Genomic DNA, 25,523 nt, shown 5'->3' on the forward strand with positions numbered 1-25,523 from the left:
AGCTTCTCCTATTGGACATCACTGGACCGCCCGATCGAAGAGTGTTTGCAGGGAGGAGCGGGGCTGCTCGTTCCGGGGCGGTACCCGCAGTGTCAGGGCTACGGTTGCGTGTTCCCTCGTCGGGGTCACTTGTCGTTCCTGCCGTTGTTGTTGATCGCGCGACAGGCGAGGATGCCAGACACTCATACGCATCGAATGCTGTGCCACATCGTCGAAGCTGACCAATCCCTGGGCATCCGTGACGGCACGATGACTGGCATCACTGATGACCATGAAGGCCTGCATGTCGTCATGAATGTTGCAGCCCAGCGAAACCACGCCAGGTCTGTCAAAGACGACCGGCGGCTGTGGATCGTCGAGATACAGCTTGAGCTCGAATGGTTTGGCGGGCGAAAAGGAGTAGACGTGATGACGGGTATCGTCGCGATTGGGAAAGAATACGGCGGTGCCGGTGGGAATCGTCAGCACGTGCGGAATGAAGGCACGATCACGTTGGGCGATCTCACGCTGCTCGTCTGTCATCGCTGGAGGAGCATAATCGTATAGCTCGACCACTGCATGCTCGAGAGGCGTACCATCGGCGGCGTCGATGACCTTGACCGGGAATGTGATGGCCTGCGCCCGCATCGCCAACAGCGAAGCGAGGAACACAACGATGGCGGTTCCTCGCCGTAATAGAAGTCGGGTCTTCATCGGAATGCCTGCACCGATAGCGTGGTTGTAGGTGGCTCTACAAGGGACTATCGGTAGCAGGCAGGAATACTTGAGAAGAAATCACAATCCGAAGGAAGAATCGTGATAAGAAACGAAGGCTCATGAGGAGCCTCCGCGTGTCGTTTTAGTGATGCTCAGCGTTGTAGACGTTCGCGCAAAAAATCGATCAGTTCGTCCGCAGGGATCATGGTATTGCTATCGTCACGCCGACCCTTGTACTCCAGTTCGCCATTGTCGAGGCCACGATCGCCGATCACCACCCGATGCGGAATGCCGATCAGCTCCTGGTCGGCGAACTTGACCCCCGGCCGGGTATCGCGATCGTCGAGCAGCACATCAATGCCCTGGACGCTTAGCTCGCCATAGAGGCGCTCGGCGGTCTCGCGAACGCGTTCGGACTTGTGGGCGTTCATCGGCACCAGTATCACCTCGAAAGGCGCGATGGCATTGGGCCAGATGATGCCGGTGTCGTCGTGGTTCTGTTCGATGGCGGCGGCCACGACGCGCGTGACGCCGATGCCGTAGCACCCCATCCACAACTGGGCGGCCTTACCGGTCTCGTCGAGGGCCGTGGCATTCATCGCAGCGCTATACTTGGTTCCCAGCTGAAAAACATGGCCGACCTCGATGCCGCGCTTGATCGAGAGCGTTCCCTTGCCATCCGGCGAAGGATCGCCGGCCATCACGTTGCGCAGGTCGGCCACCTTGGGTGTTGCCACGTCCCGCTCCCAGTTGATGCCGAAGTAGTGCTTCCCATCGATATTGGCCCCGGCGCCGAAGTCGCTCATCAGCGCCACGCTGCGATCGATAACGATCGGCATGTCGAGATTGACCGGCCCCAGGGAGCCCGGTCCGGCACCCACGGCGGCGCGGATTTCCTCTTCCGTGGCCATGGTCAATGGCACGGCGACCTCGGGCAGATGCTCCGCCTTGATTTCGTTGAGCGCGTGATCGCCGCGCACTAGCAAGGCAATCAGACCACCTTCGGCACCACGCACCATTAGCGTCTTGATGGTCTTTTCGATGGGCAGGCCGTGCTGTTCGACTAGGGTGGCGATGGTCTTGGCGTTGGGGGTGTCCACCAGGCGCAGCTCTTCCGTCGGCGCCGGACGTTCGGGCGTCTCCCCCCGGGGCGCGGGTAGCGCCTCGGCCATCTCGATATTGGCGGCGTAGTCCGAGTCGCTGGAAAAGGCGATATCGTCCTCGCCGGAATCCGCCAGCACGTGAAACTCATGGGAGCCGGTGCCTCCGATCGAGCCGTTATCCGCCAACACCGGACGAAAATCGAGACCCAGCCGAGTGAAAATACGCATATAGGTATCGTACATCACCTGGTAGGTCTCCTTGAGGGAGGCTTCCGAGATATGGAAGGAGTAGGCGTCCTTCATGATAAATTCTCGCGAACGCATCACGCCGAAGCGTGGGCGGATCTCATCGCGAAACTTGGTCTGAATCTGATAGAAGTTGGCCGGCAGCTGCTTGTAGCTGCCGATTTCACGACGCATCAGATCGGTGATCACTTCCTCATGGGTTGGCCCGACGCAGTAATCGCGCTGATGGCGATCGATCACGCGTAACAGCTCCGGGCCGTACTGTTCCCAACGCCCGGACTCCTGCCACAGTTCTGCGGGCTGCACGGCTGGCATCAGCATCTCCTGGGCGCCGGCGCGATCCATTTCCTCTCGCACGATACGCTCGGCCTTGCGCAGCGTGCGCAGACCAGTGGGCAGCCAGGTGTATAGGCCCGAGGTCAGACGACGAATCATGCCGGCGCGCAGCATCAGCTGATGACTGATGACTTCGGCGTCTGCCGGGGTTTCCTTGAGGGTGGCGATCAATAATTGACTGGCGCGCATGGGTGCGGTGGTTCCTTGAAATCTAGTCGACAGGTCGCTCGACACTGGGATGGCGTGTTCGGTCCATTGTACGGTCAAGCTTGGGCTTGCGGCAAAAGCCGCGGGAAAGGCAATGAGTTAGGGCAGTTGCATTGCTATTCGTCGATCTCGGTCTCGTCCGGTCGATAGCGCTCGCGCAGCGCCCAGGCGATGGCGGCGGTTTCCGCATCCGGGAGGCCGCGATAGTCCTTGGGGCGAAAATGCATCTGGAAGGCTCGCAGCACATGGCGAGTCTGGGAGTCGAGTTGACCGGTGACTTCTATTGGGTAGCCGTAATCCGCAAGCGTCGTCTGCAGCTCGGTCAGCGAGGGCGGCTGTTGGCTAAAGCGAGTGAGGTAATCGGCCACCCTCTCTGCCTCTGGCCAGGCGCCGATGCCTGCTTGGTGCAGCCGGTACCAGGGAAAGAGCGGCCCGGGGTCGATCTTGCGTGAAGGGGCAATGTCCGAGTGCCCCACGACATCGGAAGGAGCGATGTCATAGTGGGCGACAATGTCCCGGGCAAGACGGATCAAGGTATCCATCTGGGCGTCCGGATAGGGCGCCCAGTGAATGACGTTGGGGTCTGACGGCTGAGTCTCGAGAAGCCGTTCGATCTCTCCGAAAGGGCGGTTTGGTCCTTCGTTGACGATCTCGATGCCGATCGAAGTGTCGTTGATGTTGCTGCGCTTTCTCCAGGCGCTAACCCCGGCATGCCAAGCGCGCCGGGACTCGTCCACTAGCTGATAGACCAGGGGTTGGCCGCGGGAACGCCGGGCCGGCAGAGGCAGCACATAATGGGCGCTGACCCGCGGGCCGGTCAGGGTTGTCAGCGAACGTGACTCGTTACCGTCGGTGTAGTGGAGTACCAGATGCCGTATGCGGCTTGAATGCGAGGGCGACACTTGCCGTTGATCGACGATATAGCCCGGGCGTTGCTCCAGGCCGCTGCAGCTTGCCATGACGAGGGTGATTGCCATGAGAAGCAGCAGTGGAGGGCATACCCGGCATTTCGGGAGGCGTCTTCGAGAAAAGAAGGCAGGCAGCTTCATGCAGTCACGTTCATAGTGTCTGGAGGAGGTAGCGCAAGGCGAGTCCCAGCAGTAGCGTCAGGGCGAAGCTGAGCATGGTCCCAAGCAGCACGTATTCGGTGAGTTTGCGGTCCCGATCCTCACGCAGATCGCCAAAGCGCAGGACCGACTTGGCCGCCAGCAGAAAGCCGATGGGGGTGAATTCGCCGCTCAGCACGAAGGTCAGTACCAGAAAGCGCTCGAGGATACCGATTCTTGCTCCCGCATCCGCCAGGGTGCCGCTGTTGTCGATCTGAGCGCTCCAGCGCTGCATGACCAGGGCGATGAGTATCGACAGTGGCCGTGTGATCAATACATAGGCCAGCAGTATTGCCAGCGGCTCAGGTCCCAGCAGCCAGTTTCCTAATAAGGGGAGCGGCCAGGGGTACACCAGCCAACTCCAGACCAGCAGTATCACGCCAAGATGCAACGCCTGATCGATCAGGAAATAGCGCACCTGCTCCGGGGTGTAGCTCTTGAGGATGTCGATGACCAGATGGCTAAGAGCAATGACTGCCGCCGCCAGCAGAGCGGTGGCAAACGCCAATTCACCGATCAGCAGGGCGCAGAGTGCCAGTAACCCGTGTACACCGGCGTGCAGATAGACGGCGGTGGAGCGGTAGCCAAGGCGCTGCTTGCTGTGCACCCAGGCCTTGCACTGCAGCAGGAAATCACCGGCAAGATGGGCAAGCAGCAGTAGTAGCAGTAATGAAAGTGCCGTCATGGCAGTTCCTTTTAGACGCCTTGGGCCAACCTCGAAGCGGTATAGGCCAGATAATCTCGAATCAAGGGCCATCGAGCCACAGCCAAACGACGATTGATGGTCGGCTGGGCACGTCCGAGTCGTTGCGCCAGCGCCTGTTGGGACTCGTCGTGAAGCAGGCTCAATGACACGACCTCCGCCGAAAAACGCGACCAGTGACTCAGGATGTCATCCACGAAACGGGTCATCAGCGCCAATGTTTCGTCGAGTTCGGATGACGAAGTGACGATGGCCAGTCGATCCGTCGTATCGCTCAAGCCATCAAGTTTCTGTCCAGACAGCACGAACGCCTCGCCATCGGCTTGGGCAAAACGCTCAGCTTCGGGAACTTTCCCTGAGCCAACACCCACGGCAATACGCGCATCCCACATGTTCTGACGGGAGGGGGACTGTTGAATCAGCGCCGCGCGAATCAGTATCACAGCCGTCATGCTATTGCCCGGATCGGGAATGACTACCTGAAAACCATCCCCACGATAGCGATCACAGCGGGCGTTGAAACGCTTTTCGATGAGGTCTAGCATCGCATCCAATGTGCGATTGAAGTGATCCTTGTCCTTGATTCGTTGAGACCCCACCACATCACCGGTCAGTACACTAATACGGGTCGTCATCTTTCATTGATCCACGATAGGGATAAATCACTATAATCATCGTTTATAGTCCAAAAAGGCTATTATAAGCAATCAGTGATTATAAAAATTATAGCTAAATAGCCCTATAATTATGAATAATAGTGTTATAGGGCTATTGAATTCAACTGTTCGAGGATCAATGCTGTAATTATATACAGTATTTAGGCGTAGGCAAATGCTCATCCCTATTTTGTTGTGTCGGCCTGTAACAGGGAGAGTCAGCGCAGAAGCTCGCGGATAGAAGTTTCCAGTCCTTCAAGGGTGGTGGGATACATCCGGTCGTCGATCAGTTGCCGAATCAACTGGGTGGAATGGGTGTACTCCCAGGCCCGAGGAGGCATCGGGTTTAGCCAGACAAGCTTGTCGAACTTGGCGGTGAGGCGTTTTAGCCAGACGCCACCGGCTTCCTCATTGAAATGTTCGACGCTGCCGCCGGGGTGAGTGATTTCATAGGGCGACATGGCCGCATCGCCGACGATCACCACCTTGTAGTCGGCGCCGAAGGTGCGCAGTACTTCCTGAGTGTTGATGCGCTTGTCCCGGCGACGATTGTCACGCCACAGCCCTTCATAAACGCAGTTGTGGAAGTAGAAATGCTCGAGATGCTTGAATTCGCTGCGACAGGCGGAAAACAGCTCCTCGCAGACACGGATGTGATCATCCATGGAGCCGCCCACATCGAGCAACAGCAGTAGCTTGATCGCATTGTGGCGTTCCGGCCGCAGCCGGACATTGAGCAGGCCGTTGTCTCGGGCGGTGGCCTCGATGGTGGCATCGATATCGAACTCCTCTCCAGCACCGGTGCGGGCGAAACGCCGCAAGCGGCGCAGCGCCATCTGCAGGTTGCGGGTGCCGAGTTCGAGAGAGTCGTCGTAGTCGCGGAAATGGCGCTCGTCCCACACCTTCACCGCACGCCGGTGGCGTGACCCCTCCTGGCCGATGCGAACCCCTTCCGGGTTGTAGCCGTAGGCACCGAACGGGCTGGTGCCACCGGTGCCGATCCATTTGTTGCCCCCGGCGTGGCGCTCTTTTTGTTCCTCTAAGCGCTGCTTGAAAGTCTCGATCAGCTGCTCCAGCCCGCCCAGGGATTGGATCTCCGCCTTCTCTTCCTCGGTCAGGGATTTCTCGAACTCGCGACGCAACCACTCTTCCGGGATCAACGCCTCGATGGCGGAATCCAGATCCTCGATGCCCTTGAACCAGGCGGCAAAGGCGCGATCGAAGCGGTCGAAATAACGCTCGTCCTTGACCAGTACCAGGCGCGCCAGGCGGTAGAAGGCCTCGCTGTCGGCAAACACCACACCGCGCTCGAGCACGGCATGCAAATCAAGCAGCTCCCGCAGGGAGACCGGCACACCGGCGCGTTTCAGCGTATCGAACAGGCCGAGGAACATGGATCAGCGGCCTTGATTGGTGCGCTGACGGCGCATCATGAAGGCCAGGCGATGCAGCAGGGTGCTGTCCTGCTCGTTCTTGACCAATGCGCCGGCCAGCGGGGGTAGTGCCTCGCTCGGATCGGTTTGATACAGCGCTTCCCGGGAAAGTTCGTCCGCCATTAACAGCTTGAGCCAGTCGATAAGCTCCGAAGTGGAAGGCTTCTTCTTCAGTCCCGGCGCCTCGCGCAGATCGAAGAACACTTCTAGCGCCTGGGCCACCAGGCGAGATTCGATGTCGGGGAAATGCACATCGACGATCTGTTTCAGCGTCTGGCGGTCAGGGAACTCGATGTAGTGAAAGAAGCAGCGGCGCAGGAAGGCATCCGGCAGCTCCTTTTCGTTGTTCGAGGTGATGACGATGATCGGTCGCTGACGCGCGCGGATGGTCTGGTCGGTCTCGTAGACATAGAACTCCATGCGGTCGAGTTCCTGGAGCAGATCGTTGGGGAACTCGATGTCCGCCTTGTCGATCTCGTCGATCAGCAGCACCACGCGCTGATCCGCCTCGAAGGCCTCCCATAACTTGCCCGGGCGAATGTAATTAGCGACGTTTTCCACGCCCTCGACACCTAATTGGGAATCACGCAAACGGCTGACGGCGTCGTATTCGTAGAGCCCTTGGTGGGCCTTGGTAGTGGACTTGACGTGCCAGGTGATGAGGCGAGTGCCCAATGACTGGGCCAGCTCCTCGGCCAGCAGCGTCTTGCCGGTGCCGGGTTCGCCCTTGATCAGCAGCGGCCGTTCCAGCATCACTGCGGCATCGACGGCCAGGCGCAGCGCATCCGTGGCGATGTAGCTCGACGTTCCTGCGAAAGCCATGATGTTTCCCTGTTGAAAGACGTCGGAGGAGTGTACGAGAGTGGCTATTGCATCTCAATTCAAGACATCTCGATTCAGGCAGGGCGCGGAGTCTATCGAGACAGGAGGTCACCTTCCACGGTACGGCCGAGAATCCGGTTGCGTCCTTGAGCCTTGCACTGATAAAGCGCAGCGTCGGCGCAAGCGATCAAACTCTCCGCATCGATCCGCGTACCAGGCTTGGCAGTTGCTACCCCGATGCTCACGGTCACGACCGAGTCCGAGGGTGACGACGCGTGGGGGAGGCCGACCGCCTGTAACATGCTGCGCATGGCCTCGGCCAACGCCAGGGCCGGGCCTTCGTCACTATCGAGCAGTACGACCAGAAACTCCTCGCCGCCCAGGCGGATGAGAATGTCCGTTTCGCGCCGAAAGGTGTCGCGAAGGATATTGGCGATCTCCACCAGGCACGTATCGCCGGCAGGGTGGCCATAATGATCGTTGTAGGCCTTGAAATGATCGACATCGATCATGAGGATCGACAGAGGCGCCATGCGCCGACGCGTCATGGGGAGTGCCATATTCAGGCGTTGTTCCAGCAGGCGTCGATTACCAAGCCCGGTCAAGGGGTCGATGAGGGACTGCTCGCGCAATGTCTCGTTATTTTTTTTGAGTGTTTCTAGCAGTGAGTGAATCTCGTCGGTAAGCAAGGCGATGTCGTCGTGATTTTTCAACAGTGCTGGAGGCGGCCGACTGACAATGCCTTGTTGCTGGCCTCTAACGTACTCCAGAAGCAGATGCACGCGGTGTAGCAAGTAACGCTGCACCAGGATGACCACAGTAGCGAGCATCAGCAGGACGATGGTCGCGATGAGAACGGTGATGCTCAACAGGTCAGCGTTCGATACCGGAATGTCCTGCTTGATGAGCAAGGCGCTAAGCTGGTGCCAAAGCAAAAAGCCTGCCACGAAGAGCAGGCATGCCATGACCGAGAGTATGTATCGATGAAAGAGAATTCTGATTGGTATCAGCCGCATGAGCCATCGCTGTCAAGGGAGTGAACGATCATCGTCGTTTTGTTCGCGGCTATTATCGGCCTCGGTTTATCCGTATTGAATACTTGAAGCGTAAAAAAATCATGAAAGTTTTATCGATCATTTACTCGGTTTCGTTGGCAGGTGGCGATAGCGCTCGATCAAGGTTGCCGGATCGGACTCCGCATGACCCTGACCGGCATGTTCTCGAAATAGCTGTGCCGCAAGGCCGCTCATGGGAACGGCGCTGGCGCTACGTTGGCTTTGGGCTACCGCCATGTCGAGATCCTTGAGCAGAGTGCGCACATGCCAGGCAGGGTTCTCGAAGTCATCCGCAGCCATGCGCGGGGCCAGGAGTTGAAACGGTTTGGAGTCCGCGAATCCTCCGGTCAATGCCTCGGGAATTCGTGGGGCATCGACACCGCTGGCTTCCGCCAGGGCCATCATTTCGGCGATCACCAGGGCATTGCAGCCCACGATCATCTGATTGCACACCTTGGTCACCTGACCGCTGCCCACCGGCCCCATATGGGTAACCCGAAACGCCAGGGGAGCAAGAAGTGGACGTAACGCTTCGATGTCGTTGGCCTCGCCACCGCACATGATCGCAAGGCTTCCCGCCTCGGCGCCGGCGACGCCCCCGGAAACCGGGGCATCGATCCAAGGTATTTCGCACTCGGCTTGCAGGCGTGAAGCGAAATCTCGGGTTGCCGCAGGATCGCTGCTGGAAAAATCCACCAGCCGCTGCCCGGCGCGGCCCTGCTTGGCAATTCCATCCTCGCCGAATACGACCTCCTCGACAGCGTCGGTATTAGCCAGGCAGAGCAGGATGATGTCCACCTCGGCAACCAGTTCGGCAATCGAGGTCGCGACCCGTGCGCCGGCGGTTTCGACGCTTCGGGTCTTCTCGGGACTGCGGTTGAATACCGTGACGCTAAAGCCTGCCTCCAGCAGGCGGTGGGTCATAGGCTCGCCCATCAGGCCGATACCGATGAAACCGAGACGAGATGAAGTCATAAGTGTGTCTCCAGATTTGGGGAACTATCCGTGTTACGGGCATCGAGATCGAACTGCAGGCTGGCCAGATGACGATAGAGCGGGTTGCTCTCGAGTAATTGCGCATGGGTGCCGGCGCCCACCAGTCGGCCATGGTCGAAAACCAGAAGGCGATCGGCGGCCACGACCGTGGCCAGACGGTGCGCCACTACCAGGCTGGTACGCCCCACCATGAGCCGATCCAGCGCTTCCTGAACCAGCCGTTCGCTCTCCGCATCCAAGGCGCTCGTCGCCTCATCCAGCAGCAGGACCGCCGGGTTACGCAACAATGCCCGGGCAATGGCCAGACGCTGGCGTTGCCCCCCGGACAGCTGCACGCCGCCGGGGCCTAGATAGCTGTCGAAGCCGTTGGGCAAGGCGTCGATGAAGGCCAGGGCATTGGCGTCCCGGGCGGCCTGAATGACCTCCGTGTCGCTGGCCTCCGGCGCGCCGTAGCGGATATTGTCCGCAGCGCTACCGCTGAACAGTACCGGTTCCTGAGCAACCAGCCCGATCGCCTGACGCAATTCCGCCGGGTCGAGATCGCGAAGATCCACGCCGTCGAGTAATAGCTGACCTTCATCGGGATCATAAAAACGCAGCAGCAGCTGCAAGAGCGTACTTTTACCCGCCCCGGAGGGGCCGACCAGGGCGACGCGTTCCCCAGGGCGGATATGAATATCGAGATCGGTAAGCGCCGGCGTGTCCGGGCGGCTGGGGTAGGCGAAATGCAGGTGCTTGGCAACGATCTCGCCGCGTAGTGGGTACGCGAGCGCACTCGGAACAGGAGGCGCCTGTATAGTTGCCGTTGCATCCAGCAGTTCGAGCAAGCGCTCCGCAGCACCCGAGGCGCGCTGAACGTCACCGGCCACTTCCGCAAGCGCCGCCACGGCACCGGCGGCCAGTACTGCATAGAAGACAAACGCCGACAGTTCACCGGCACTCATTTCGCCTGCCAGCACTGCGTGACCGCCTTGCCACAGCATGAAAGCAACCGCAGCGAACACCACCAGCATGGCGATGCCGGTCAGCCAGGCACGCTGGCGCGTGCGATCGACGGCTACCGCAAACGCCTCTTCCACATGATGACCGTAGATGCGTCTATCCGCCTCCTCATGGCCAAAGGCCTGCAGAGTGCGGATGCCGGTCAGCGCCTCGCCGGCATAGCGGCCCAGCTCGGCTATACGATCCTGGCTATGCCGCGAGAGCCGCCGTACACGACGACCAAACCACAGGATTGGCAGCACCGTGGCGGGGATACCCAGCAGCACGAGGGCACTGAGCCAGGGCTGGGTAATCAGCATCAACACGACAGCGCCGTTCAGCATCAGAAGATTGCGCAGGGCCACGGACAAGGAAGAGCCGAACAGGCTTTGCAGCACGCTGGTATCCGCCGTCAGGCGCGACTGAATCTCACCGGCACCACCGCTACCCTTTAAGCTGTTCTCGAAGAAATCCGGCTCCAGAGTCAGCAAGTGATCGAATACCTGACGACGCAAGTCAGCCGCCAACCGCTCCCCGATCCAGGTCACCAGGTAATAACGCGCCGCCGAGGCAATCGCCAGTATGGCAACTACACCCAGTAACCCGCCCAGAGCCTGATTGAGGCTGGTGCTGTCTTGCGCCATGAAGCCCTGATCAATGACCAGGCGCAGCCCCTGACCCAACAGCAGGACGCTGCCGGAGGCCACCAGCAGGGCAGCAGCGGCACCTGCCAGTCGCCCGCGATAGGGCCGCAGAAGCGAGAGCAGGCGCAGCAGGACGCGTGGGTTGGGGCGGGTTGTCATCAATATCTCTCAGCCCGGGAAAGAGCATGGATAATGACATTACCAGCGCTCGCGTCGAGGGTCATGCAAGCGGAGTGGATTTCCTCATGAGCAATTGTTTTCAATGTGGCTTGTTCCACGGCGAGGCTGGCTCCATATCGACAACAGTACACCTGAAGGAGATCAAAATGAGCGATGCCTTGAAAATAGCCTGCCCGCACTGTGCTGCCATGAACCGGGTACAGCAAGCACGGCTGGATGACGGCGCCAAATGCGGTAAGTGCAAGCAGCCACTATTCACCGGCAAGCCCATCGAATTGAACACCATTAACTACGACGCAGTAGTCAATCGCAGTGAGTTGCCGGTGGTGGTGGATTTCTGGGCAAGCTGGTGCGGACCCTGCAAGATGATGGAGCCAATATTTGCTCAAGTAGCCGGCGAGCTCGAACCGCGTATGCGCTTCGCTAAACTGGATACCGAAGCCGAGCAAGCTTTGGCCGGGCGCTTTGGCATTCGCAGTATTCCTACCTTGATCGTGTTCCGTCAGGGCCGTGAAATCGCCCGACAGGCCGGGGCGATGCAGGCTTCTCAGCTTAAACAGTGGCTGCAGCCGCATCTGATCTAGCGGTTTTCTTAGAGCTTGCTCATGATCTAGCGAGTTGAAGTCAGACAAGGCAAATTCTGACAAAAAAGGAATGGGCTCGCACGCGAGGCTGAATTTGACGATGTATGGCCGACATGCAGCTGATTATGAAAATGCTCAGGCCCAACGCGCATCGGCGGTAAACGCCACGGTAAACCAGCGCCGTTCCGGAGGGACGCTCAGCTGCGCGGCGATTTTTTCACGAATTTCGTCGAGCATGCTCATCCCGCACCCACTGGCAAAATCTGAGCGTGTGACGATGTGAATCTCGATGAAGTAGCCCCGACCGGTCTTGGCGACATGACTGTAGTAGTTGAGCAGGCCATCACGCTGCATCACCTGTTGCATGGCGTCATGGACTTCCCGGTCGAGATAACTAGGGGCAATCAGAAAAACCTCTTTCAGGGCGCGGCGCACGATGCCGATGGGGACCGGCATGAAGCACAGCGTCAGTACCGCCAACAGTAGCGAATCCACATAGGGAGCCCAATATGATAGGGCGGTGCCGTCCAACAGCCAGGCGATAGCGAAAGCCACCAGCAGGGCAGAGGTGATCAGCGCCGCCATCAGCCAGCCCTGGATATCGATACGCACGAACTCGGAATCCGCCTCTCGATTGAGGCGGCTTTCGAACACATACATGGAGAAGCAGACCGTTGCGACCAGCACCGCATAGGCAATCGCCATGCCAAAGGCGAGTTCGCGCCCGCCTTCCATCAGCCCCTGAACCGCGTTGAGAAACGCATAGAAACACAACAGCATCAGGATGGCGCCATTGAATGCCGCTGCCATGGGTTCAAAATGCCAGTAGCCATGCTGGAAGCGTTGATTGACTTCGCGCTGGGCGAGTCGCGAGACCCAAAGCGCCAGCATCGACATGGTGGCGTCGATACTGGAAAACACACCGTCGAACAAGATTGACTGGGAGCCCGCCAATAAGCCAAGCGTAATGCCCAGGCCGGCAACGACCAGGGTCATGATGATGGAAATCTTCAGGGCGCGTTGTTCGAGATGGGCTTGCATGGTGGGACCAGAGGTTCATCGAAGCCGACGATGATAGGTCAGCCGGCCTGGGTTCACCAGCGTCCTAGCTGCTACGCTCGATAGTGAGTAAACAGGATTCAGGCAATATAAGGAGGAAAGATGGATAAGGATCTGTTCGCACACCGAGTCAGCGTGATCGTAGGTGATATCACCCGGCTCGAGGTGGACGCTATCGTCAACGCTGCCAACCATTCGCTGATGGGCGGTGGGGGCGTGGACGGCGCCATTCACCGCGCCGCCGGCCCCGAACTCAAAAAGGCCTGCCAGCACCTGCGCGACACCGATTGGCCCGATGGCCTGCCGGATGGCGAAGTTGCCCTTACCGAAGGCTTCAAGTTGCCGGCGCGCTACGTGATTCACACCGTAGGCCCGGTCTACGCCAAGACCAAGGACAAATCGCACCTGCTCGCCAACTGCTATCGCAACGCCCTGACGCTTGCCGCCGAGCACGACTGCCGCAGCATCGCCTTCCCGGCGATCTCCACCGGCATCTATGGCTACCCCTTCGACGAAGCGGCAAAGGTGGTGCTCGACGTGCTGGCGGAGGAGTTACCGCGCAATGAGCTGGACGTGACATTGTGCTTCTTTAGTGACAAGGATGCCGAGGCGTTCGAAGCGGCCATGCAAGAGGTGTTGTAAGTGCTCACCACATCACGTCTATTTGATATTGCAGCTCATCGGCGGCTTCCGTGGGACATTCAGCGCCTGGCACGTTAGCTGCGAAACATCCGGGTCATTGGCCCGGATGTTTCGCGATAGATTCAAAAGCCTAAGGTTGCTGAGATGGTCGCCGGTGATAAAAAGAGAGGCAGCCTATTATCTGAGACCACCGCAGGCAACGGGTCGCATGAGATCAGTGCTTTGATGGTTAGAGAGACAGCGTGGTCGATTACGACAGCGACCTGGCTAAATCAAGGGACTCTGTACACCGGCGAAGTCGTTACCCAACACATGGGAGTAGATCTGGGTGGTCTCGATTAGGCGGCCTACATTGGTGGAGTTCAGTTCGTGAAGAAAAGTGTAGTGATTTCTATCATCGCAGCGATCCTGACGTTCTTCTTACTGTCTTTGATGTTCTCTGGCACATCAAACAATGCGGGATTTCTTTCATCCCTTGACCCAGTAAACGCCGTAAAAGGTCTCTCTTTCGCCCTCTCATTCGCTGCTGGCATGCCCATCGTAGCTGCGGTTGTTGCCGCCATCGCGGTGTTCGTCTTGGTTCCTGTCGCAGTGTTTTCGATCGCATACCGATTTCTTCGTCGTTATGATGGATAGATCGCTCCACGAAAAGGTGGTGATACTTACAACTATGAGCCGCTTAACTTCGGCGCTATGTAGGCGTTCCCATAGAGAATCCATATGGCATTCAGTGAGTATGAAGCAAAGAAAATTGAGCGGACCGCTTCGGAATTTTTGGAAGACCGGAGGCCGCCAGTCGAGATCCGACCCAGGTTAGATTTAGACGTTCGGGTTTCCGGCCAAAGCGTGCAGATTGTCGAGATTCGTCCCCATTTCCGCGAGCCCTCAACAATCATGGAGTCGCCGGTCGCGAAAGCTACCTACGTCAAGAAATCTCAGCGTTGGAAAATCTATTGGATGCGCAGCGATCTGAAGTGGCATTCCTACACGCCAGAACCTGAGTCACGCTCCATCGAGGAGTTTTTTGCTATCGTGAATGCCGACGAGAATGGCTGTTTCTTCGGGTAGCACATAACCAGTTATTCAAGTTCGTTCCCGGCCTGACGGTCGTCCACCGGACGCCCTAGTCGGGCGCCGCTTAATATTGGCGTATGCCCAAAGTAGATATGGAAGTCATGCACCTTTCAGCCAACAATGTTGAGCCGATTGTTTGCTAACAGGGATGCGGCGTACACTAGAATTGCCTAACCCACGGTCGCAGCTCGATTTCCCAACTCCAGCAAGACCGATGCTGCTCTATCAGATGTATATAGCTCCGGGCGATCTTATCGGGATCCATTGGACTATACGTTGGATCAGAAGATGTTGAGTTTTCTTCCTGTCCGGCCTTGCCAATACGGCCATCGATGACTACATGCCCGATGTGAATATTCTGGGGATGAAGCTCGCGTGCCAATGATTGACACAGGCCGCGCAAGGCAAACTTGCCCATCGCATAGGGAGCAGAGTTAGCGTAGCCCTTCACTCCAGAGGAGGCACCGGTAAACAGCATTGTGCCGCCGCCAGTATTTAGCATCCGTGTGGCAGCCTGCTGGGCCATCAGGAATGCCCCGAACGCCGTTACTTCAAGTACTTTGTGCACTTCAAGCGGGTCGAGCTCAGTGATCGAACCCCGAGTCCAAGGGCTTGGGTTGTAGACGGCAACATCAAGAGAGCCATCCATACTGTCGATCGTCCTGAATAGATCAGCGACGGCATCCGGCCTACTGGCATCACACTGCAGTGCAGTACCGTTAACCTCGGCGCAGAGAGCATCCAGCTTGCTTATATCGCGAGCTACCAGGATTGGGTGATAAGAGCGCTGAGAAAGCACACGAGAAATCGAAGCAGACAAGCCCGGGCCAGCACCTATAACAAGTGCGAGAGAAGTCATTTTGAATATCTCCTGCAGTGCACAGCTTCGTAGTGGAAAAAGTCTTCCACGATTTACCCCCCAGTCAGGGACTTAGCAAGATACTTACCATAAAATATGATGACTGGGAGCTTTAGAGTGGGTGTCCAGCTAAATCGTTTGAATTTTGGCGCGCAGTCTTCAGTATAGATGGTACAGAAAATACCGTGATTACCGGGGTATATAGTTTTTTAAATTAAGAATACATAACCAATCACGGTAGCCGAACGCGCATAAGCGCACCGCTGCGTTCTACGTTATACAAAGCGTTCGTCTTGACGTACGTACCTAGAAGCGTACACTCGGTCACGAGTTAAACACGCAAGAGGTGCGTCATGACGGGAATCACAGCAACTGAGGCGCGAAGCAATCTTTATCGGTTGATTGACGAAACTGCCGAGTCCCACCAGCCAATCGTCATTATGGGGAAGCGGAATAAGGCCGTCCTGGTGTCCGAGGAGGACTGGTCAGCCATCCAGGAAACACTTTATCTCCTTTCTGTACCCGGTATGCGTGAGTCTATTCGTGAGGGGATGGATACTCCCGTGGACGAATGCGATGAGGAGCTGGACTGGTGACATGGAAGTTGGTTTACACCAAGCAAGCCCAGAAAGATGCAAAGAAGTTGGCCTCCAGCGGTCTCAAACCAAAAGCCCAGGAACTGTTGGCGCTTATAGCGGAAGATCCATACCGCAAGCCGCCTCCGTTTGAGAAACTTATTGGCGATCTTGCGGGGGCCTACTCACGCCGTATTAATATTCAGCATCGTCTGGTTTACCAAGTGCTCGACGACGAGCGGGTGGTGAAAATTCTCAGGCTTTGGAGCCACTACGAATAATGCATAACCAGCCGCTGCAGTCGGACAATTTTTCCACCGCTACACGGTTCCAACTTTCCCGCAAAGCTCCGCGTTATGTTTTTCGTAGGGCAGACACAAGCCCAAGGTATTCAACAAAGGGAATAAAGTCGCGATCTAGAAACAGCAGAGGGAGTTGTTTCTCAATACAGAATGTCGCGATGATCACGTCAGCGGTTTTCCTGATCGTGATGCCTCGTTTGCGCAGTGCTCGGTAATTGTCGGCGCACTTGACGGACATATCCTTGCCAAACATTTCGTACTGATCCAGAACGAGCAGGCTTTGTTTGGCTTGGTGGTACTGTTTATCGTCGCGTATACCCTGCAGAATCTCCAGAAATATGAGATCGCCGAGGGCGACAGAACCTTCGACTATCGAGGCATCCAATAGATCGGTCTGTGGGCTTTCGACGCCGTTGAAATAGTCGATCCAGACGCTGGTATCCACCAGAATCATTTGGCGCTCCGCATTTCATCCAAATCGCCTTCCCACTTGATCTTGCCCCGCAGCTTTCGAATTTCCTGCTGCTTGCTAAGCCGAACCAGAAGTTTAAGCCCTTGCTCAACGGCCTCTTTTTTGGTTTCGCAGCCGGAGGCCTTCAGTGCTTCGCTCATCAGCTGATCGTCAATGACAATGTTCGTTCTCATGCTACACCCATGTGTATGATTGCTTCTTTCCATACACAATCTAGCAGGTGGTGGAGGATATGACCATTGGCTTCAAAGCAGTGAGTTCTTCGCTGTTTTGCGGTTCCATGGCATGGTGTAGACAACCAAGGCGTCCATATCGATTTTTCACCCCCACCCAAGACGCCGGGCGACAAAAACGGGATAATAGCCGATCACTCGCCTACGGCGCGCCGACAGTCACCAACCCGGCTCTTCTCCATGGAAATCAAGGTCAACTATCTCGACAACCTGCGCCAGGAAGCCAGGTTCGACGACTTCACCGTCATCACCGATCAACCGATCCGCTACAAGGGCGATGGCTCCGCGCCGGGTCCGTTCGATTACTTCCTGGCGTCTTCGGCGCTGTGTGCCGCCTACTTCGTAAGGGTCTATTGCAACGCCCGGGACATTCCTACCGAGAACATCCGGCTGTCCCAGAACAACATTGTCGACCCGGAGAACCGCTACAACCAGATTTTCAGGATTCAGATCGAGCTGCCCGCGGATCTCTCCGACAAGGATCGCACCGGCATTCTGCGTTCCATCGAGCGTTGCTCGGTGAAGCGGGTGATCCAGAACAACCCGGAGTTCCAGATCGAGGTGGTCGATAACATCGACGAGGATGCCCAGGCGCTGCTGATGGGGGGCACTGTCGAGAGCGACAACACCTGGATCGAAGGCAAGGATCTGCCTCTGGAGCAGACCATCGCCAACATGACGGCGATGCTTGAGGCGCTCGGCATCAAGATCGAGATCGCCTCCTGGCGCAACATCGTGCCCCACGTGTGGTCGCTGCACATTCGCGATGCCGCATCGCCACTGTGTTTTACCAACGGCAAGGGCGCTACCAAGGAGGCCGCGTTGTGCTCGGCGCTGGGTGAGTTCCTCGAGCGCCTGAGCTGCAACTTCTTCTACAACGATCAGTTCTTCGGCGAGGAGATTGCGAACAGCGCTTTCGTCCACTACCCCAACGAAGAGTGGTTCCAGCCTGGGCCGAACGATGAGCTGCCGGCGGGTATTTTGGACGACCACTGTCGGGCGATTTTTGACCCGGACGGGGAGCTGCGTGGCTCGCACCTGTTCGATACCAACTCCGGCAAGACGTCTCGCGGCATCGTCTCCTTGCCGTTTGTGCGCCAGTCCGACGGCGAGACGGTGTACTTCCCCTCCAATTTGATCGAGAACCTCTATCTCAGTAACGGCATGAGCGCCGGCAATACCCTGGCGGAGGCGCAGGTGCAGTGCCTCTCGGAGATCTTCGAGCGGGCGGTGAAGAAACAGATCATCGAAGAGGAGATCGCGCTGCCGGACGTGCCCGCGGCGGTGCTGGCGAAATACCCGGATATTGTCGAGGGCATAGAAGCGCTGGAAGCCCAGGGTTTCCCGGTGCTGGTCAAGGATGCCTCTCTCGGGGGGCAGTTCCCGGTGGCCTCCGTCACCGTGATGAACCCGAAGACCGGCGGTGTCTTCGCCTGTTTCGGCGCGCACCCAAGCCTTCAGGTGGCGATCGAGCGCAGTCTCACCGAGCTGCTGCAGGGTCGCAGCTTCGAGGGCCTGAACGATCTGCCGCCGCCCACCTTCAATTCCCAGGCGGTGTCCGAGCCGAACAACTACGTCGAACACTTCATCGACTCTTCCGGGGTGGTTTCCTGGCGCTTCTTCAGTGCCAAGAATGACGTCGAGTTCTGCGAGTGGGACTTCACGGGCACCAACGAGGAAGAAGCCGCCAGCCTGTTCGGCATTCTCGAGGAGATGGGCCTGGAAGCCTACATGACCGTCCATGAAGACCTGGGCGCGCCGGTGTGCCGTATCCTGGTGCCGGGGTATTCCGAGGTGTACCCCGTGGAGGATCTGGTCTGGGACAACACCAACATGGCGCTGAATTTCCGCGAGGATATCCTCAACCTGCATTCACTCGACGATGCGCAGCTGACCGCGCTGCTTGAACGCCTGGAGGAGAGCGAACTCGATGAGCAGATGAAGATCGTCACGCTGATCGGCATCGAGTTCGATGACAACACCGTCTGGTCTGAGCTCACCATCCTGGAGCTGAAACTGCTGATCGCTCTAGCGCTGCAACAGTTCGAGGAGGCGCTGGAGCGGGTCGAGATGTTCCTGCAGTTCAACGATAACACTGTTGCCCGGGGGCTGTTCTATCAGGCGATGCAGGCGGTGCTGGAAATTACCCTGGATAAAGACTTGGTGCTGGACGACTACCTCTACAACCTGCGGCGCATGTTCGGCAACGAGACCATGGACGCAGTGGTGGGATCGGTGAATGGCGAAGTGCGCTTTTCCGGCCTGACCCCCACCAGCATGAAGCTGGAGGGCGTTGAGCGACACCAGCGGCTGATCGAAAGCTACAAGAAGCTGCACAAGGCGCGGGCCGTAAGGGCTGCGAAGCAGTAAGACAACAGCCCCGAATACTTAACAACAAAAACGGTACCGTCGAGTTCGCCCTTTAAGCTGTCTCGACCTGAGAGGGTAACGTTATGCCCCAGGACGCATTCGATTACATCATCGTGGGAGCCGGCACCGCCGGCTGCCTGCTGGCCAATCGCCTGAGCAAAGACTCCTCGAAACGGGTGCTGCTGCTGGAAGCGGGCAAAAAGGATAATTATGCGTGGGTCCATATCCCCGTGGGGTATCTCTATTGCATTGGCAATCCGCGCACCGATTGGCTCTATCAGACCGAGCCGGATGCGGGACTGAACGGGCGCTCGTTGCGCTATCCACGCGGCAAGCTTCTGGGCGGCTGTTCCTCCATCAACGGCATGATCTACATGCGCGGTCAGGCCCGGGACTACGACCGCTGGGCCGAGTTGACCGGGGACGATGCCTGGAGTTGGCAAAACTCGCTGCCTGATTTCATGGCCCACGAGGATCATTATCGCCTGGACGGCGGCACCACTCCCAAGGCCAAAAACGGCGACCCTTTTGAATCATTGCATGGCACCGGCGGCGAGTGGCGGGTCGAGAAGCAGCGTTTGACTTGGAAAATCCTCGAGGATTTTGCCAAGGCCGCCGGGGAGGCGGGGTTCGAGCGCACCGAAGACTTCAACTCCGGCGACAACGCCGGGGTGGGCTATTTCGAAGTCAACCAGCGCTCCGGCTGGCGCTGGAATACCTCCAAGGCCTTCCTTCGACCGATCAAGGATAGATCGAACCTCACCGTCTGGACCGATGCCCAGGTCGAGCGCTTGGTGTTCGAGCCAACGAAGGAGGGCGGTACCCGCTGCATGGGGGCTATCTTGCGTCGGAGTGGCAAAAGCGGCAAGACGATAACCGTGCGCGCCAATCGTGAAGTTGTTCTTTCTGCCGGCGCTATCGGTTCACCGCAGATTCTGCAGCTTTCCGGTGTCGGCCCCGCAGCGCTGCTCAAATCTCTAGGCATCGAAGTGGTGCAGGATACACCGGGAGTAGGGGAGAACCTTCAGGATCATCTTCAGATCCGTGCCGTGTTCAAGGTGCAGGGCGCAAAGACGCTCAATGTGCTTACCAGCAGCCTGTTCGGCAAGGCCAAGATCGGTTTTGAATACCTGCTGCGCCGATCCGGGCCGATGAGCATGTCGCCGAGTCAACTGGGCGCCTTTACCCGCTCGGATCCGAGCCTTCCCCACGCGAACCTGGAATACCACGTCCAGCCCCTCAGCCTCGATGCCTTCGGTGAGGGGCTCCATCCCTTCCCGGCCTTCACGGCAAGCGTATGCAATCTTGATCCCACCAGCCGCGGTTCGGTGCGGATTCGTTCGAACCGCTTCGATGATCCGCCGCTCATTGCCCCGAATTATCTGAGTACCGACGAGGATCGCCGAGTGGCGGCGGCCAGCTTGAGGCAAGTACGCGAGATCGTGGCTCAGCCGGCCTTGGCGAAGTACCAGCCCGAAGAATGGCGACCGGGTGTGCAGTACCAGACCGACGAGGAACTGACCCGACTTGCCGGCGATATCGCCAGCACCATCTTCCACCCGGTCGGCACCGTGAAGATGGGCCGTGACGACGATCCCTACGCCGTACTCGATTCCCGCTTGAAAGTACGCGGTATCATCGGTCTGCGGGTAGTCGATGCCAGCATCATGCCAACGATCACCAGCGGCAATACCAATTCGCCCACCCTGATGATCGCGGAGAAAGCCGCGCGCTGGATCATTGCGGAGGAGTGACGATGCAGGGAGCCACGATGCGCAGTTTCATATACGACACCCTAATCCTCAAGCTCACTTCCCGCTGGTACGCGGAAGTGCTGCAGCGTGTGCCCGTGGGCGCCGCCCTGCTGGATGTGGGTATCGGCACGGCGGGCGCGTTGCTGGCCAATGCCGAGACGGTCACACGCAAGCGCCTGCAGGTGACGGGCATCGACATAGACGCCGACTACATAAAAAGCGCCAGGCGAAGGCTGGCTGCGTCCTCATTGGCTGACCACGCGGAGGTACTACTCGAGTCGGTCTACGATCACCATGGCGGGCCCTATGATGCCGTTTACTTCTCGGCAAGTTTCATGCTCTTGCCCGATCCCGAGCAGGCGTTGCGGCATTGTTGCGCGCTCTTGTGCCCGGGTGGGCGGATATTCTTCACCCAAACCATTCAGAAGCGGCCTTCTCGCTGGATGGAACGCTTCAAGCCCGTACTCAAGCGGGTGACGAGCATCGATTTCGGACACGTAACCTACGAAGAGGCTTTCAAGGCACAACTTAGCGCCACCGGCCTGAAGCTGGAGGAGTTCGTCTTCCTGTCTCATCATGGCAGCCGAGCGTCCTGCCTGGCCGTGGCCAGGCCGATAGCGGATTGAAACTGTGATTACTTGGCGGCTAACGCCACGCCGACCTTCGAGCGATTAGGGCGGTTTATGGTCTGGGTGATCCAGTGTCCGGTCGCGGCGAGTTTGTCCAGGTCGATGCCGGTCTCGATACCCAGGCCGTTGAGCAGATAGATCACGTCTTCGCTTGCCACGTTACCCGAGGCACCCTTGGCGTAGGGACAGCCACCGAGGCCGGCAACGGAACTGTCGATGACCGCGACGCCTTCTTCTAGCACGGCGTAGAGGTTGGCCAGCGCCTGGCCGTAGGTGTCGTGGAAGTGGGCCGCCAGTTTGGCCATGGGAATATTGGCGGCAACCGCCTCGAGCATGCGCTTGGCTTTCAATGGTGTGCCGGTGCCGATGGTGTCGCCCAGCGACACCTCATAACAGCCCATCTCGAACAGTGCCCTGGACACTTCGGCGACTTTCGCCGGTGCGATTTCGCCTTCATAAGGGCAGCCCAGCACGCAGGAAACATAGCCGCGCACGCGAACGTTCGCTTGCTTGGCGCGTTCGAGTACGGGGGCGAAGCGCTCGAGCGATTCCGCCACGGAGCAGTTGATGTTCTTTTGCGAGAAGGTCTCGCTTGCCGCGCCAAACACAGCCACCTCTTGAACGCCGCATTCCAGGGCCGCTTCCAGACCCTTGAGGTTGGGGGTCAAGGCAGAGTAGGTGATACCGTCGCGGCGCTCGAGGCCGGCCATGACCTCGCGATGATCCGCCATCTGCGGCACCCACTTGGGTGACACGAAACTGGCCGCTTCGATGTGTCGAATGCCGGCAGCGCCCAGCCGATCGATCAGTTCGAGCTTGGTAGCGGTGTCGATCGGCTCGAACTCGTTCTGCAACCCGTCTCGCGGGCTGACGTCGACCAGGCGTACGGATGTCGGGAATGCCATGATCTATCTCCGTTATTCGCTGGGAGCAAAGGTGAGGAGTTCGTCCCCCTGACCCACGGTTTCGCCGGCGGCAAAATGGAAGGCTTCGACGGCGCCGTCAGCGGGGGCGTTCAGGGTGTGCTCCATCTTCATGGCTTCCATGACCATCAGGGGCGTGCCTTTTTCCACTCGCTGATCTGGTTCGACCAGTAGCGCCACCACGGTGCCGTGCATCGGTGCGGTCAGTGTGGCGTCGACTTCGTGATGGCCATGATCGACCGCGTCCAGGCGGCGCCAGAATAGGCGTATTTCCCGTTCAGCGTCGCCCAGTACCAGCACCTCGCCATGGGCGGCACGATCGCGGCGAGCCAGCCAACGGCGGCGATGACCGTCGAGGGTGATGGCCACCCCATCACCTTCTACAGACTGTAGCTGGCCTTCGAGAGTGCGGCCATTCAGCTGTAGCTGCCAGGCACTGCCCTTGTGGCGTTCGGCCAGCACGGTGACGATGGCTGTACTATCGGCCTCATCGTTGGCGTGGGCCGAATCCGTCAGGGCAATGCGCACCTGGGCCGGGGCGTTCAATCGCCAACCATCCCGACGCTCCCAGGGCGAGTCGTTGAGAGATTCACGCCGTAATAGATCGAGGGCGACCAGGGCGGCGCTGGCAAAGGCGTCATCATCGAGAGGCGCTTTGCTGAACAGTTTCTCGTCGTGGTGCTCGATGAAGCGGGTAGTCAACTCGGCCTTCTTGAAGGCCGGATGGCTGGCCAAGCGCTGTAGGAAGGCGCGGTTGGTAGTGACGCCGGAAACATCCAGTGCGGCCAGGGCACGATTGAGCGTGGCCAGGGCCTGATCGCGGTCGTCGCCATGCACGATCAACTTGGCCAGCATCGGATCGTAGTGCATCGAGACCTCGTCGCCGGCTTCGACGCCGCTATCCAGTCGAATTCGGGAATCCATCAGCCCCGCGCCGGCGAGATCCAGGCCGAAGCGCTCGAGGCGGCCGGTGGCGGGCAGGAAATCCTGCTCCGGGTCCTCGGCGTAGAGCCTCGCCTCGAAAGCATGTCCGGTGATCGTCAGTTCATCCTGATTCTTGGGCAGCGGCAGGCCGGCGGCCACGCGCAGTTGCCATTCGACCAGATCCTCGCCGGTGATCATCTCAGTGACCGGATGCTCCACCTGCAGACGCGTATTCATCTCCATGAAGTAGAAGCTGTTATCCACGTTTAACAAGAACTCGACGGTACCGGCGCCGACATAGCCGATTTCCTTGGCGGCACGCACCGCGGCCTCGCCCATTTCACGGCGCAGTTCCTCGTTCATGCCCGGTGCCGGGGCTTCCTCGAGCACTTTCTGATGGCGGCGCTGCACCGAGCAGTCACGCTCGAACAGATAAACGCCGTGACCGTGGCTGTCGCAGAACACCTGGACCTCGACATGGCGTGGCTGAGTCAGATACTTCTCGATGAGCATGCGCTGATCGCCGAAGGCGGCCTGGGATTCGCGCCGGCATCCCTCAAGGGCAGCCTGAAAATCCTCGGCTCGTTCGACCACCCGCATGCCCTTGCCGCCCCCGCCGGCGCTGGCCTTGAGCAGTACAGGATAGCCGATCTGATCCGCCTTGGCCTTGAGCGTGGCGTCGTCTTGAGCGTCACCATGATAGCCCGGCACCAGCGGCACACCGGCGGTGTCCATGCGTGTCTTGGCGGCGGACTTATCGCCCATGGCGGCGATGGCGCTGGCCGGGGGGCCGACGAAGACAATACCGGCCTGTTCGCAGGCCGCCACGAATTCGGCGTTCTCGGACAGAAAGCCGTAGCCGGGGTGAATCGCCGAGGCGCCGGTACGTTTGGCGGCCTTGATGACCGCTGCGACATTCAGGTAGCTTTCCCGTGCCGGTGCCGGGCCCAAACGTACAGCTTCGTCCGCTTCGCGTACGTGATAGGCCAGGGCATCGGCATCCGAGTAGACCGCCACACTCTTCAGGCCCAGGCGGCGGGCGGTGCGAATCACCCGACAGGCGATTTCGCCACGATTGGCGATCAGTATCGTGGTGAGCGGTATCGGCGCGTTGGCGAGGCTCATCAGCGCGGCTCCTTGTTTGTATTCTGGACCGGTTTCCAGCGCGGCGAGCGTTTGTCGAAGAACGCGGCCAAGCCTTCCTGTCCTTCTCGGCTGACCCGCAGTTCGCTGATGACCTGACAGCAGCGCTCCCGGGTGGTGTCGGAATCGCGCTCCCGGGCGACCTCGGCGAGCAGTGCCTTGGTGGCGCGGCTGGCCTGGGGCGAAGTGGCGAGTAGCGTATCGATGAGCGATTCGATGCGCTCACCCAGGTCATCCTTGGCGGTTACCTCATGCACGAGCCCCAGCATCTGGGCGGTGCTGACATCGATGACCTCGGCAGTGAGCGCATAGCGACGCAACTGGCGCTCGCCGATGGCGCGCTGCACGTAAGGGCTGATTACCGCCGGTGAGAGGCCGATTCTCACTTCGGAAAGACAGAAGCGCGCCGCCTCGGAGGCAACGACGATATCGCAGCAGGCGGCAAGCCCCACCGCGCCGCCATAGGCGGCTCCTTGTACACGGCATAGCGTGGGGCAGGGCAGGGTGTCGAGGCGATGCATCAACCGCGATAGCTCCCGGGAGTCGCTCAGATTGTCCTCGAAGCTGTAGTCCACCATGCGCTTCATCCAGTTGAGATCCGCCCCGGCAGAGAAGTGCTTGCCTTCGGAACCCAGCACCACAGTGCGGACCTCGTCGCGTTCGGCGGCCTCGTGCAGGCGATCGAGGTGATCGTTGAGTTCGCGGATCAGCGCATCGTCGAAGGCGTTATGCACCTCGGGACGATCCAGCGTCAGCCAGGCAATGCCTCGTTCGTCGATGTCTAAATGGGAATAGCTCGTTGTATTGGACATAAGA

The 25,523-nt window shown here is 58.8% G+C and carries 26 protein-coding genes; 9 read left to right on the top strand and 17 right to left on the bottom strand.

Annotation, left to right across the window (positions count from 1 at the left end):
- Positions 1-18: 18 nt before the first annotated feature.
- The 10 genes from H7850_RS05465 to H7850_RS05510 form a co-directional block, all read right to left on the bottom strand.
- Complete coding sequence (locus H7850_RS05465) at positions 19-693, bottom strand: methylamine utilization protein (protein ID WP_227368461.1); 675 nt, start codon at positions 691-693, stop codon at positions 19-21.
- 155 nt (positions 694-848) lie between these two features.
- Positions 849-2,570: a proline--tRNA ligase gene (locus H7850_RS05470; protein WP_227368462.1), complete on the bottom strand. Its 1,722-nt coding sequence runs from the start codon at positions 2,568-2,570 to the stop codon at positions 849-851.
- A gap of 134 nt (positions 2,571-2,704) precedes the next feature.
- Positions 2,705-3,565: an N-acetylmuramoyl-L-alanine amidase gene (locus H7850_RS05475; RefSeq protein WP_227368463.1), complete on the bottom strand. Its 861-nt coding sequence runs from the start codon at positions 3,563-3,565 to the stop codon at positions 2,705-2,707.
- 82 nt (positions 3,566-3,647) lie between these two features.
- Positions 3,648-4,379, bottom strand: coding sequence for a DUF3307 domain-containing protein (locus tag H7850_RS05480; protein ID WP_227368465.1), 732 nt, complete (start codon positions 4,377-4,379; stop codon positions 3,648-3,650).
- A gap of 11 nt (positions 4,380-4,390) precedes the next feature.
- A complete protein-coding gene (locus H7850_RS05485; protein WP_227368466.1) occupies positions 4,391-5,032 on the bottom strand; it encodes a SatD family protein in 642 nt (213 codons plus the stop codon).
- Positions 5,033-5,271: 239 nt separating this feature from the next.
- A complete protein-coding gene (locus H7850_RS05490; RefSeq protein WP_227368467.1) occupies positions 5,272-6,447 on the bottom strand; it encodes a vWA domain-containing protein in 1,176 nt (391 codons plus the stop codon).
- Positions 6,448-6,450: 3 nt separating this feature from the next.
- Entirely contained in the window at positions 6,451-7,308 is an 858-nt protein-coding gene (locus tag H7850_RS05495) for an AAA family ATPase (RefSeq protein ID WP_227368469.1), read from the bottom strand.
- Between the two features lie 92 nt (positions 7,309-7,400).
- Entirely contained in the window at positions 7,401-8,324 is a 924-nt protein-coding gene (locus tag H7850_RS05500; RefSeq protein ID WP_227368470.1) for a GGDEF domain-containing protein, read from the bottom strand.
- A 117-nt stretch (positions 8,325-8,441) separates the two neighbouring features.
- Positions 8,442-9,338: an NAD(P)-dependent oxidoreductase gene (locus H7850_RS05505; RefSeq protein WP_227368472.1), complete on the bottom strand. Its 897-nt coding sequence runs from the start codon at positions 9,336-9,338 to the stop codon at positions 8,442-8,444.
- Positions 9,335-11,143 carry an ABC transporter transmembrane domain-containing protein gene (locus H7850_RS05510; RefSeq protein ID WP_227368473.1) on the bottom strand — a complete coding sequence of 603 codons (1,809 nt, stop codon included), beginning with the start codon at positions 11,141-11,143 and terminating at the stop codon, positions 9,335-9,337. Before H7850_RS05510 ends, H7850_RS05505 begins: the two co-directional genes overlap by 4 nt.
- Positions 11,144-11,310: 167 nt before the next feature.
- Between H7850_RS05510 and trxC the strand changes: the two genes are divergently transcribed.
- Positions 11,311-11,748, top strand: a complete 438-nt coding sequence (trxC, locus tag H7850_RS05515; RefSeq protein ID WP_227368476.1) for a thioredoxin TrxC — start codon at positions 11,311-11,313, stop codon at positions 11,746-11,748.
- 135 nt (positions 11,749-11,883) lie between these two features.
- Here trxC and H7850_RS05520 read toward each other — a convergent pair whose 3' ends face one another.
- Positions 11,884-12,789 (bottom strand): cation diffusion facilitator family transporter, encoded by a 906-nt coding sequence (locus H7850_RS05520; RefSeq protein WP_227368477.1) that lies wholly within the window; start codon positions 12,787-12,789, stop codon positions 11,884-11,886.
- A 120-nt stretch (positions 12,790-12,909) separates the two neighbouring features.
- On the opposite strand from H7850_RS05520, the gene H7850_RS05525 reads away from it, so the two are divergent.
- The 3 genes from H7850_RS05525 to H7850_RS05535 all read left to right on the top strand — a co-directional run bounded on the left by H7850_RS05525 (position 12,910) and on the right by H7850_RS05535 (position 14,517).
- Complete coding sequence (locus tag H7850_RS05525; RefSeq protein WP_227368479.1) at positions 12,910-13,449, top strand: O-acetyl-ADP-ribose deacetylase; 540 nt, start codon at positions 12,910-12,912, stop codon at positions 13,447-13,449.
- A 369-nt stretch (positions 13,450-13,818) separates the two neighbouring features.
- The gene (locus H7850_RS05530) at positions 13,819-14,085 is read left to right on the top strand and encodes a hypothetical protein (protein WP_227368481.1); all 267 of its coding nucleotides are present in this window, start codon (positions 13,819-13,821) and stop codon (positions 14,083-14,085) included.
- A gap of 84 nt (positions 14,086-14,169) precedes the next feature.
- Positions 14,170-14,517, top strand: coding sequence for a DUF3024 domain-containing protein (locus H7850_RS05535; RefSeq protein WP_227368483.1), 348 nt, complete (start codon positions 14,170-14,172; stop codon positions 14,515-14,517).
- A 166-nt stretch (positions 14,518-14,683) separates the two neighbouring features.
- Here H7850_RS05535 and H7850_RS05540 read toward each other — a convergent pair whose 3' ends face one another.
- Entirely contained in the window at positions 14,684-15,382 is a 699-nt protein-coding gene (locus tag H7850_RS05540) for an SDR family NAD(P)-dependent oxidoreductase (protein ID WP_227368484.1), read from the bottom strand.
- Between the two features lie 353 nt (positions 15,383-15,735).
- On the opposite strand from H7850_RS05540, the gene H7850_RS05545 reads away from it, so the two are divergent.
- Positions 15,736-15,978, top strand: a complete 243-nt coding sequence (locus tag H7850_RS05545) for a type II toxin-antitoxin system Phd/YefM family antitoxin (RefSeq protein WP_058092928.1) — start codon at positions 15,736-15,738, stop codon at positions 15,976-15,978.
- On the top strand, positions 15,975-16,238 hold the full coding sequence (locus H7850_RS05550; protein ID WP_227368485.1) for a Txe/YoeB family addiction module toxin: 264 nt from the start codon (positions 15,975-15,977) through the stop codon (positions 16,236-16,238). The genes H7850_RS05545 and H7850_RS05550 overlap by 4 nt, the downstream gene beginning before the upstream one ends.
- Positions 16,239-16,311: 73 nt before the next feature.
- Here H7850_RS05550 and H7850_RS05555 read toward each other — a convergent pair whose 3' ends face one another.
- Positions 16,312-16,713: a PIN domain nuclease gene (locus H7850_RS05555; RefSeq protein ID WP_227368487.1), complete on the bottom strand. Its 402-nt coding sequence runs from the start codon at positions 16,711-16,713 to the stop codon at positions 16,312-16,314.
- On the bottom strand, positions 16,710-16,937 hold the full coding sequence (locus tag H7850_RS05560) for a type II toxin-antitoxin system VapB family antitoxin (RefSeq protein ID WP_319799265.1): 228 nt from the start codon (positions 16,935-16,937) through the stop codon (positions 16,710-16,712). The genes H7850_RS05555 and H7850_RS05560 overlap by 4 nt, the downstream gene beginning before the upstream one ends.
- A gap of 207 nt (positions 16,938-17,144) precedes the next feature.
- On the opposite strand from H7850_RS05560, the gene H7850_RS05565 reads away from it, so the two are divergent.
- The 3 genes from H7850_RS05565 (at position 17,145) to H7850_RS05575 (ending at position 21,714) form a co-directional block, all read left to right on the top strand.
- Positions 17,145-19,334, top strand: coding sequence for an OsmC domain/YcaO domain-containing protein (locus H7850_RS05565; protein WP_227368489.1), 2,190 nt, complete (start codon positions 17,145-17,147; stop codon positions 19,332-19,334).
- Positions 19,335-19,417: 83 nt separating this feature from the next.
- On the top strand, positions 19,418-21,088 hold the full coding sequence (locus H7850_RS05570) for a GMC family oxidoreductase (RefSeq protein WP_227368490.1): 1,671 nt from the start codon (positions 19,418-19,420) through the stop codon (positions 21,086-21,088).
- A 17-nt stretch (positions 21,089-21,105) separates the two neighbouring features.
- Positions 21,106-21,714 (top strand): class I SAM-dependent methyltransferase, encoded by a 609-nt coding sequence (locus H7850_RS05575; protein WP_227368491.1) that lies wholly within the window; start codon positions 21,106-21,108, stop codon positions 21,712-21,714.
- Positions 21,715-21,722: 8 nt separating this feature from the next.
- Here the strand turns inward: H7850_RS05575 and H7850_RS05580 are convergent, their stop codons facing one another.
- From H7850_RS05580 to H7850_RS05590, 3 genes are read right to left on the bottom strand one after another with little or no spacing between them, the layout of a single operon-like run.
- The gene (locus H7850_RS05580) at positions 21,723-22,622 is read right to left on the bottom strand and encodes a hydroxymethylglutaryl-CoA lyase (RefSeq protein WP_227368492.1); all 900 of its coding nucleotides are present in this window, start codon (positions 22,620-22,622) and stop codon (positions 21,723-21,725) included.
- A 12-nt stretch (positions 22,623-22,634) separates the two neighbouring features.
- Complete coding sequence (locus tag H7850_RS05585; protein ID WP_227368494.1) at positions 22,635-24,689, bottom strand: acetyl/propionyl/methylcrotonyl-CoA carboxylase subunit alpha; 2,055 nt, start codon at positions 24,687-24,689, stop codon at positions 22,635-22,637.
- Positions 24,689-25,519 (bottom strand): enoyl-CoA hydratase-related protein, encoded by an 831-nt coding sequence (locus tag H7850_RS05590; protein WP_227368496.1) that lies wholly within the window; start codon positions 25,517-25,519, stop codon positions 24,689-24,691. Before H7850_RS05590 ends, H7850_RS05585 begins: the two co-directional genes overlap by 1 nt.
- Positions 25,520-25,523 lie beyond the last annotated feature (4 nt).

Origin of the sequence: Halomonas sp. M20, from assembly GCF_020622265.1 — a bacterium.
In the GTDB taxonomy this organism is placed as follows: Bacteria; Pseudomonadota; Gammaproteobacteria; order Pseudomonadales; family Halomonadaceae; genus Modicisalibacter.

Coding starts and splice junctions, on each gene's coding strand:
- H7850_RS05485 (WP_227368466.1), bottom strand. CDS start 5,032: ATGACGACCCGTATTAGTGTACTGACCGGTGATGTGGTGGGGTCTCAA.
- H7850_RS05535 (WP_227368483.1), top strand. CDS start 14,170: ATGGCATTCAGTGAGTATGAAGCAAAGAAAATTGAGCGGACCGCTTCG.
- H7850_RS05585 (WP_227368494.1), bottom strand. CDS start 24,689: ATGAGCCTCGCCAACGCGCCGATACCGCTCACCACGATACTGATCGCC.
- H7850_RS05490 (WP_227368467.1), bottom strand. CDS start 6,447: ATGTTCCTCGGCCTGTTCGATACGCTGAAACGCGCCGGTGTGCCGGTC.
- H7850_RS05575 (WP_227368491.1), top strand. CDS start 21,106: ATGCGCAGTTTCATATACGACACCCTAATCCTCAAGCTCACTTCCCGC.
- H7850_RS05570 (WP_227368490.1), top strand. CDS start 19,418: ATGCCCCAGGACGCATTCGATTACATCATCGTGGGAGCCGGCACCGCC.
- H7850_RS05465 (WP_227368461.1), bottom strand. CDS start 693: ATGAAGACCCGACTTCTATTACGGCGAGGAACCGCCATCGTTGTGTTC.
- H7850_RS05580 (WP_227368492.1), bottom strand. CDS start 22,622: ATGGCATTCCCGACATCCGTACGCCTGGTCGACGTCAGCCCGCGAGAC.
- H7850_RS05555 (WP_227368487.1), bottom strand. CDS start 16,713: ATGATTCTGGTGGATACCAGCGTCTGGATCGACTATTTCAACGGCGTC.
- H7850_RS05540 (WP_227368484.1), bottom strand. CDS start 15,382: ATGACTTCTCTCGCACTTGTTATAGGTGCTGGCCCGGGCTTGTCTGCT.
- H7850_RS05505 (WP_227368472.1), bottom strand. CDS start 9,338: ATGACTTCATCTCGTCTCGGTTTCATCGGTATCGGCCTGATGGGCGAG.
- H7850_RS05470 (WP_227368462.1), bottom strand. CDS start 2,570: ATGCGCGCCAGTCAATTATTGATCGCCACCCTCAAGGAAACCCCGGCA.
- H7850_RS05500 (WP_227368470.1), bottom strand. CDS start 8,324: ATGCGGCTGATACCAATCAGAATTCTCTTTCATCGATACATACTCTCG.
- H7850_RS05560 (WP_319799265.1), bottom strand. CDS start 16,937: ATGGAAAGAAGCAATCATACACATGGGTGTAGCATGAGAACGAACATT.
- H7850_RS05590 (WP_227368496.1), bottom strand. CDS start 25,519: ATGTCCAATACAACGAGCTATTCCCATTTAGACATCGACGAACGAGGC.
- H7850_RS05495 (WP_227368469.1), bottom strand. CDS start 7,308: ATGGCTTTCGCAGGAACGTCGAGCTACATCGCCACGGATGCGCTGCGC.
- H7850_RS05525 (WP_227368479.1), top strand. CDS start 12,910: ATGGATAAGGATCTGTTCGCACACCGAGTCAGCGTGATCGTAGGTGAT.
- H7850_RS05475 (WP_227368463.1), bottom strand. CDS start 3,565: ATGGCAATCACCCTCGTCATGGCAAGCTGCAGCGGCCTGGAGCAACGC.
- trxC (WP_227368476.1), top strand. CDS start 11,311: ATGAGCGATGCCTTGAAAATAGCCTGCCCGCACTGTGCTGCCATGAAC.
- H7850_RS05510 (WP_227368473.1), bottom strand. CDS start 11,143: ATGACAACCCGCCCCAACCCACGCGTCCTGCTGCGCCTGCTCTCGCTT.
- H7850_RS05480 (WP_227368465.1), bottom strand. CDS start 4,379: ATGACGGCACTTTCATTACTGCTACTACTGCTGCTTGCCCATCTTGCC.
- H7850_RS05545 (WP_058092928.1), top strand. CDS start 15,736: ATGACGGGAATCACAGCAACTGAGGCGCGAAGCAATCTTTATCGGTTG.
- H7850_RS05520 (WP_227368477.1), bottom strand. CDS start 12,789: ATGCAAGCCCATCTCGAACAACGCGCCCTGAAGATTTCCATCATCATG.
- H7850_RS05565 (WP_227368489.1), top strand. CDS start 17,145: ATGGAAATCAAGGTCAACTATCTCGACAACCTGCGCCAGGAAGCCAGG.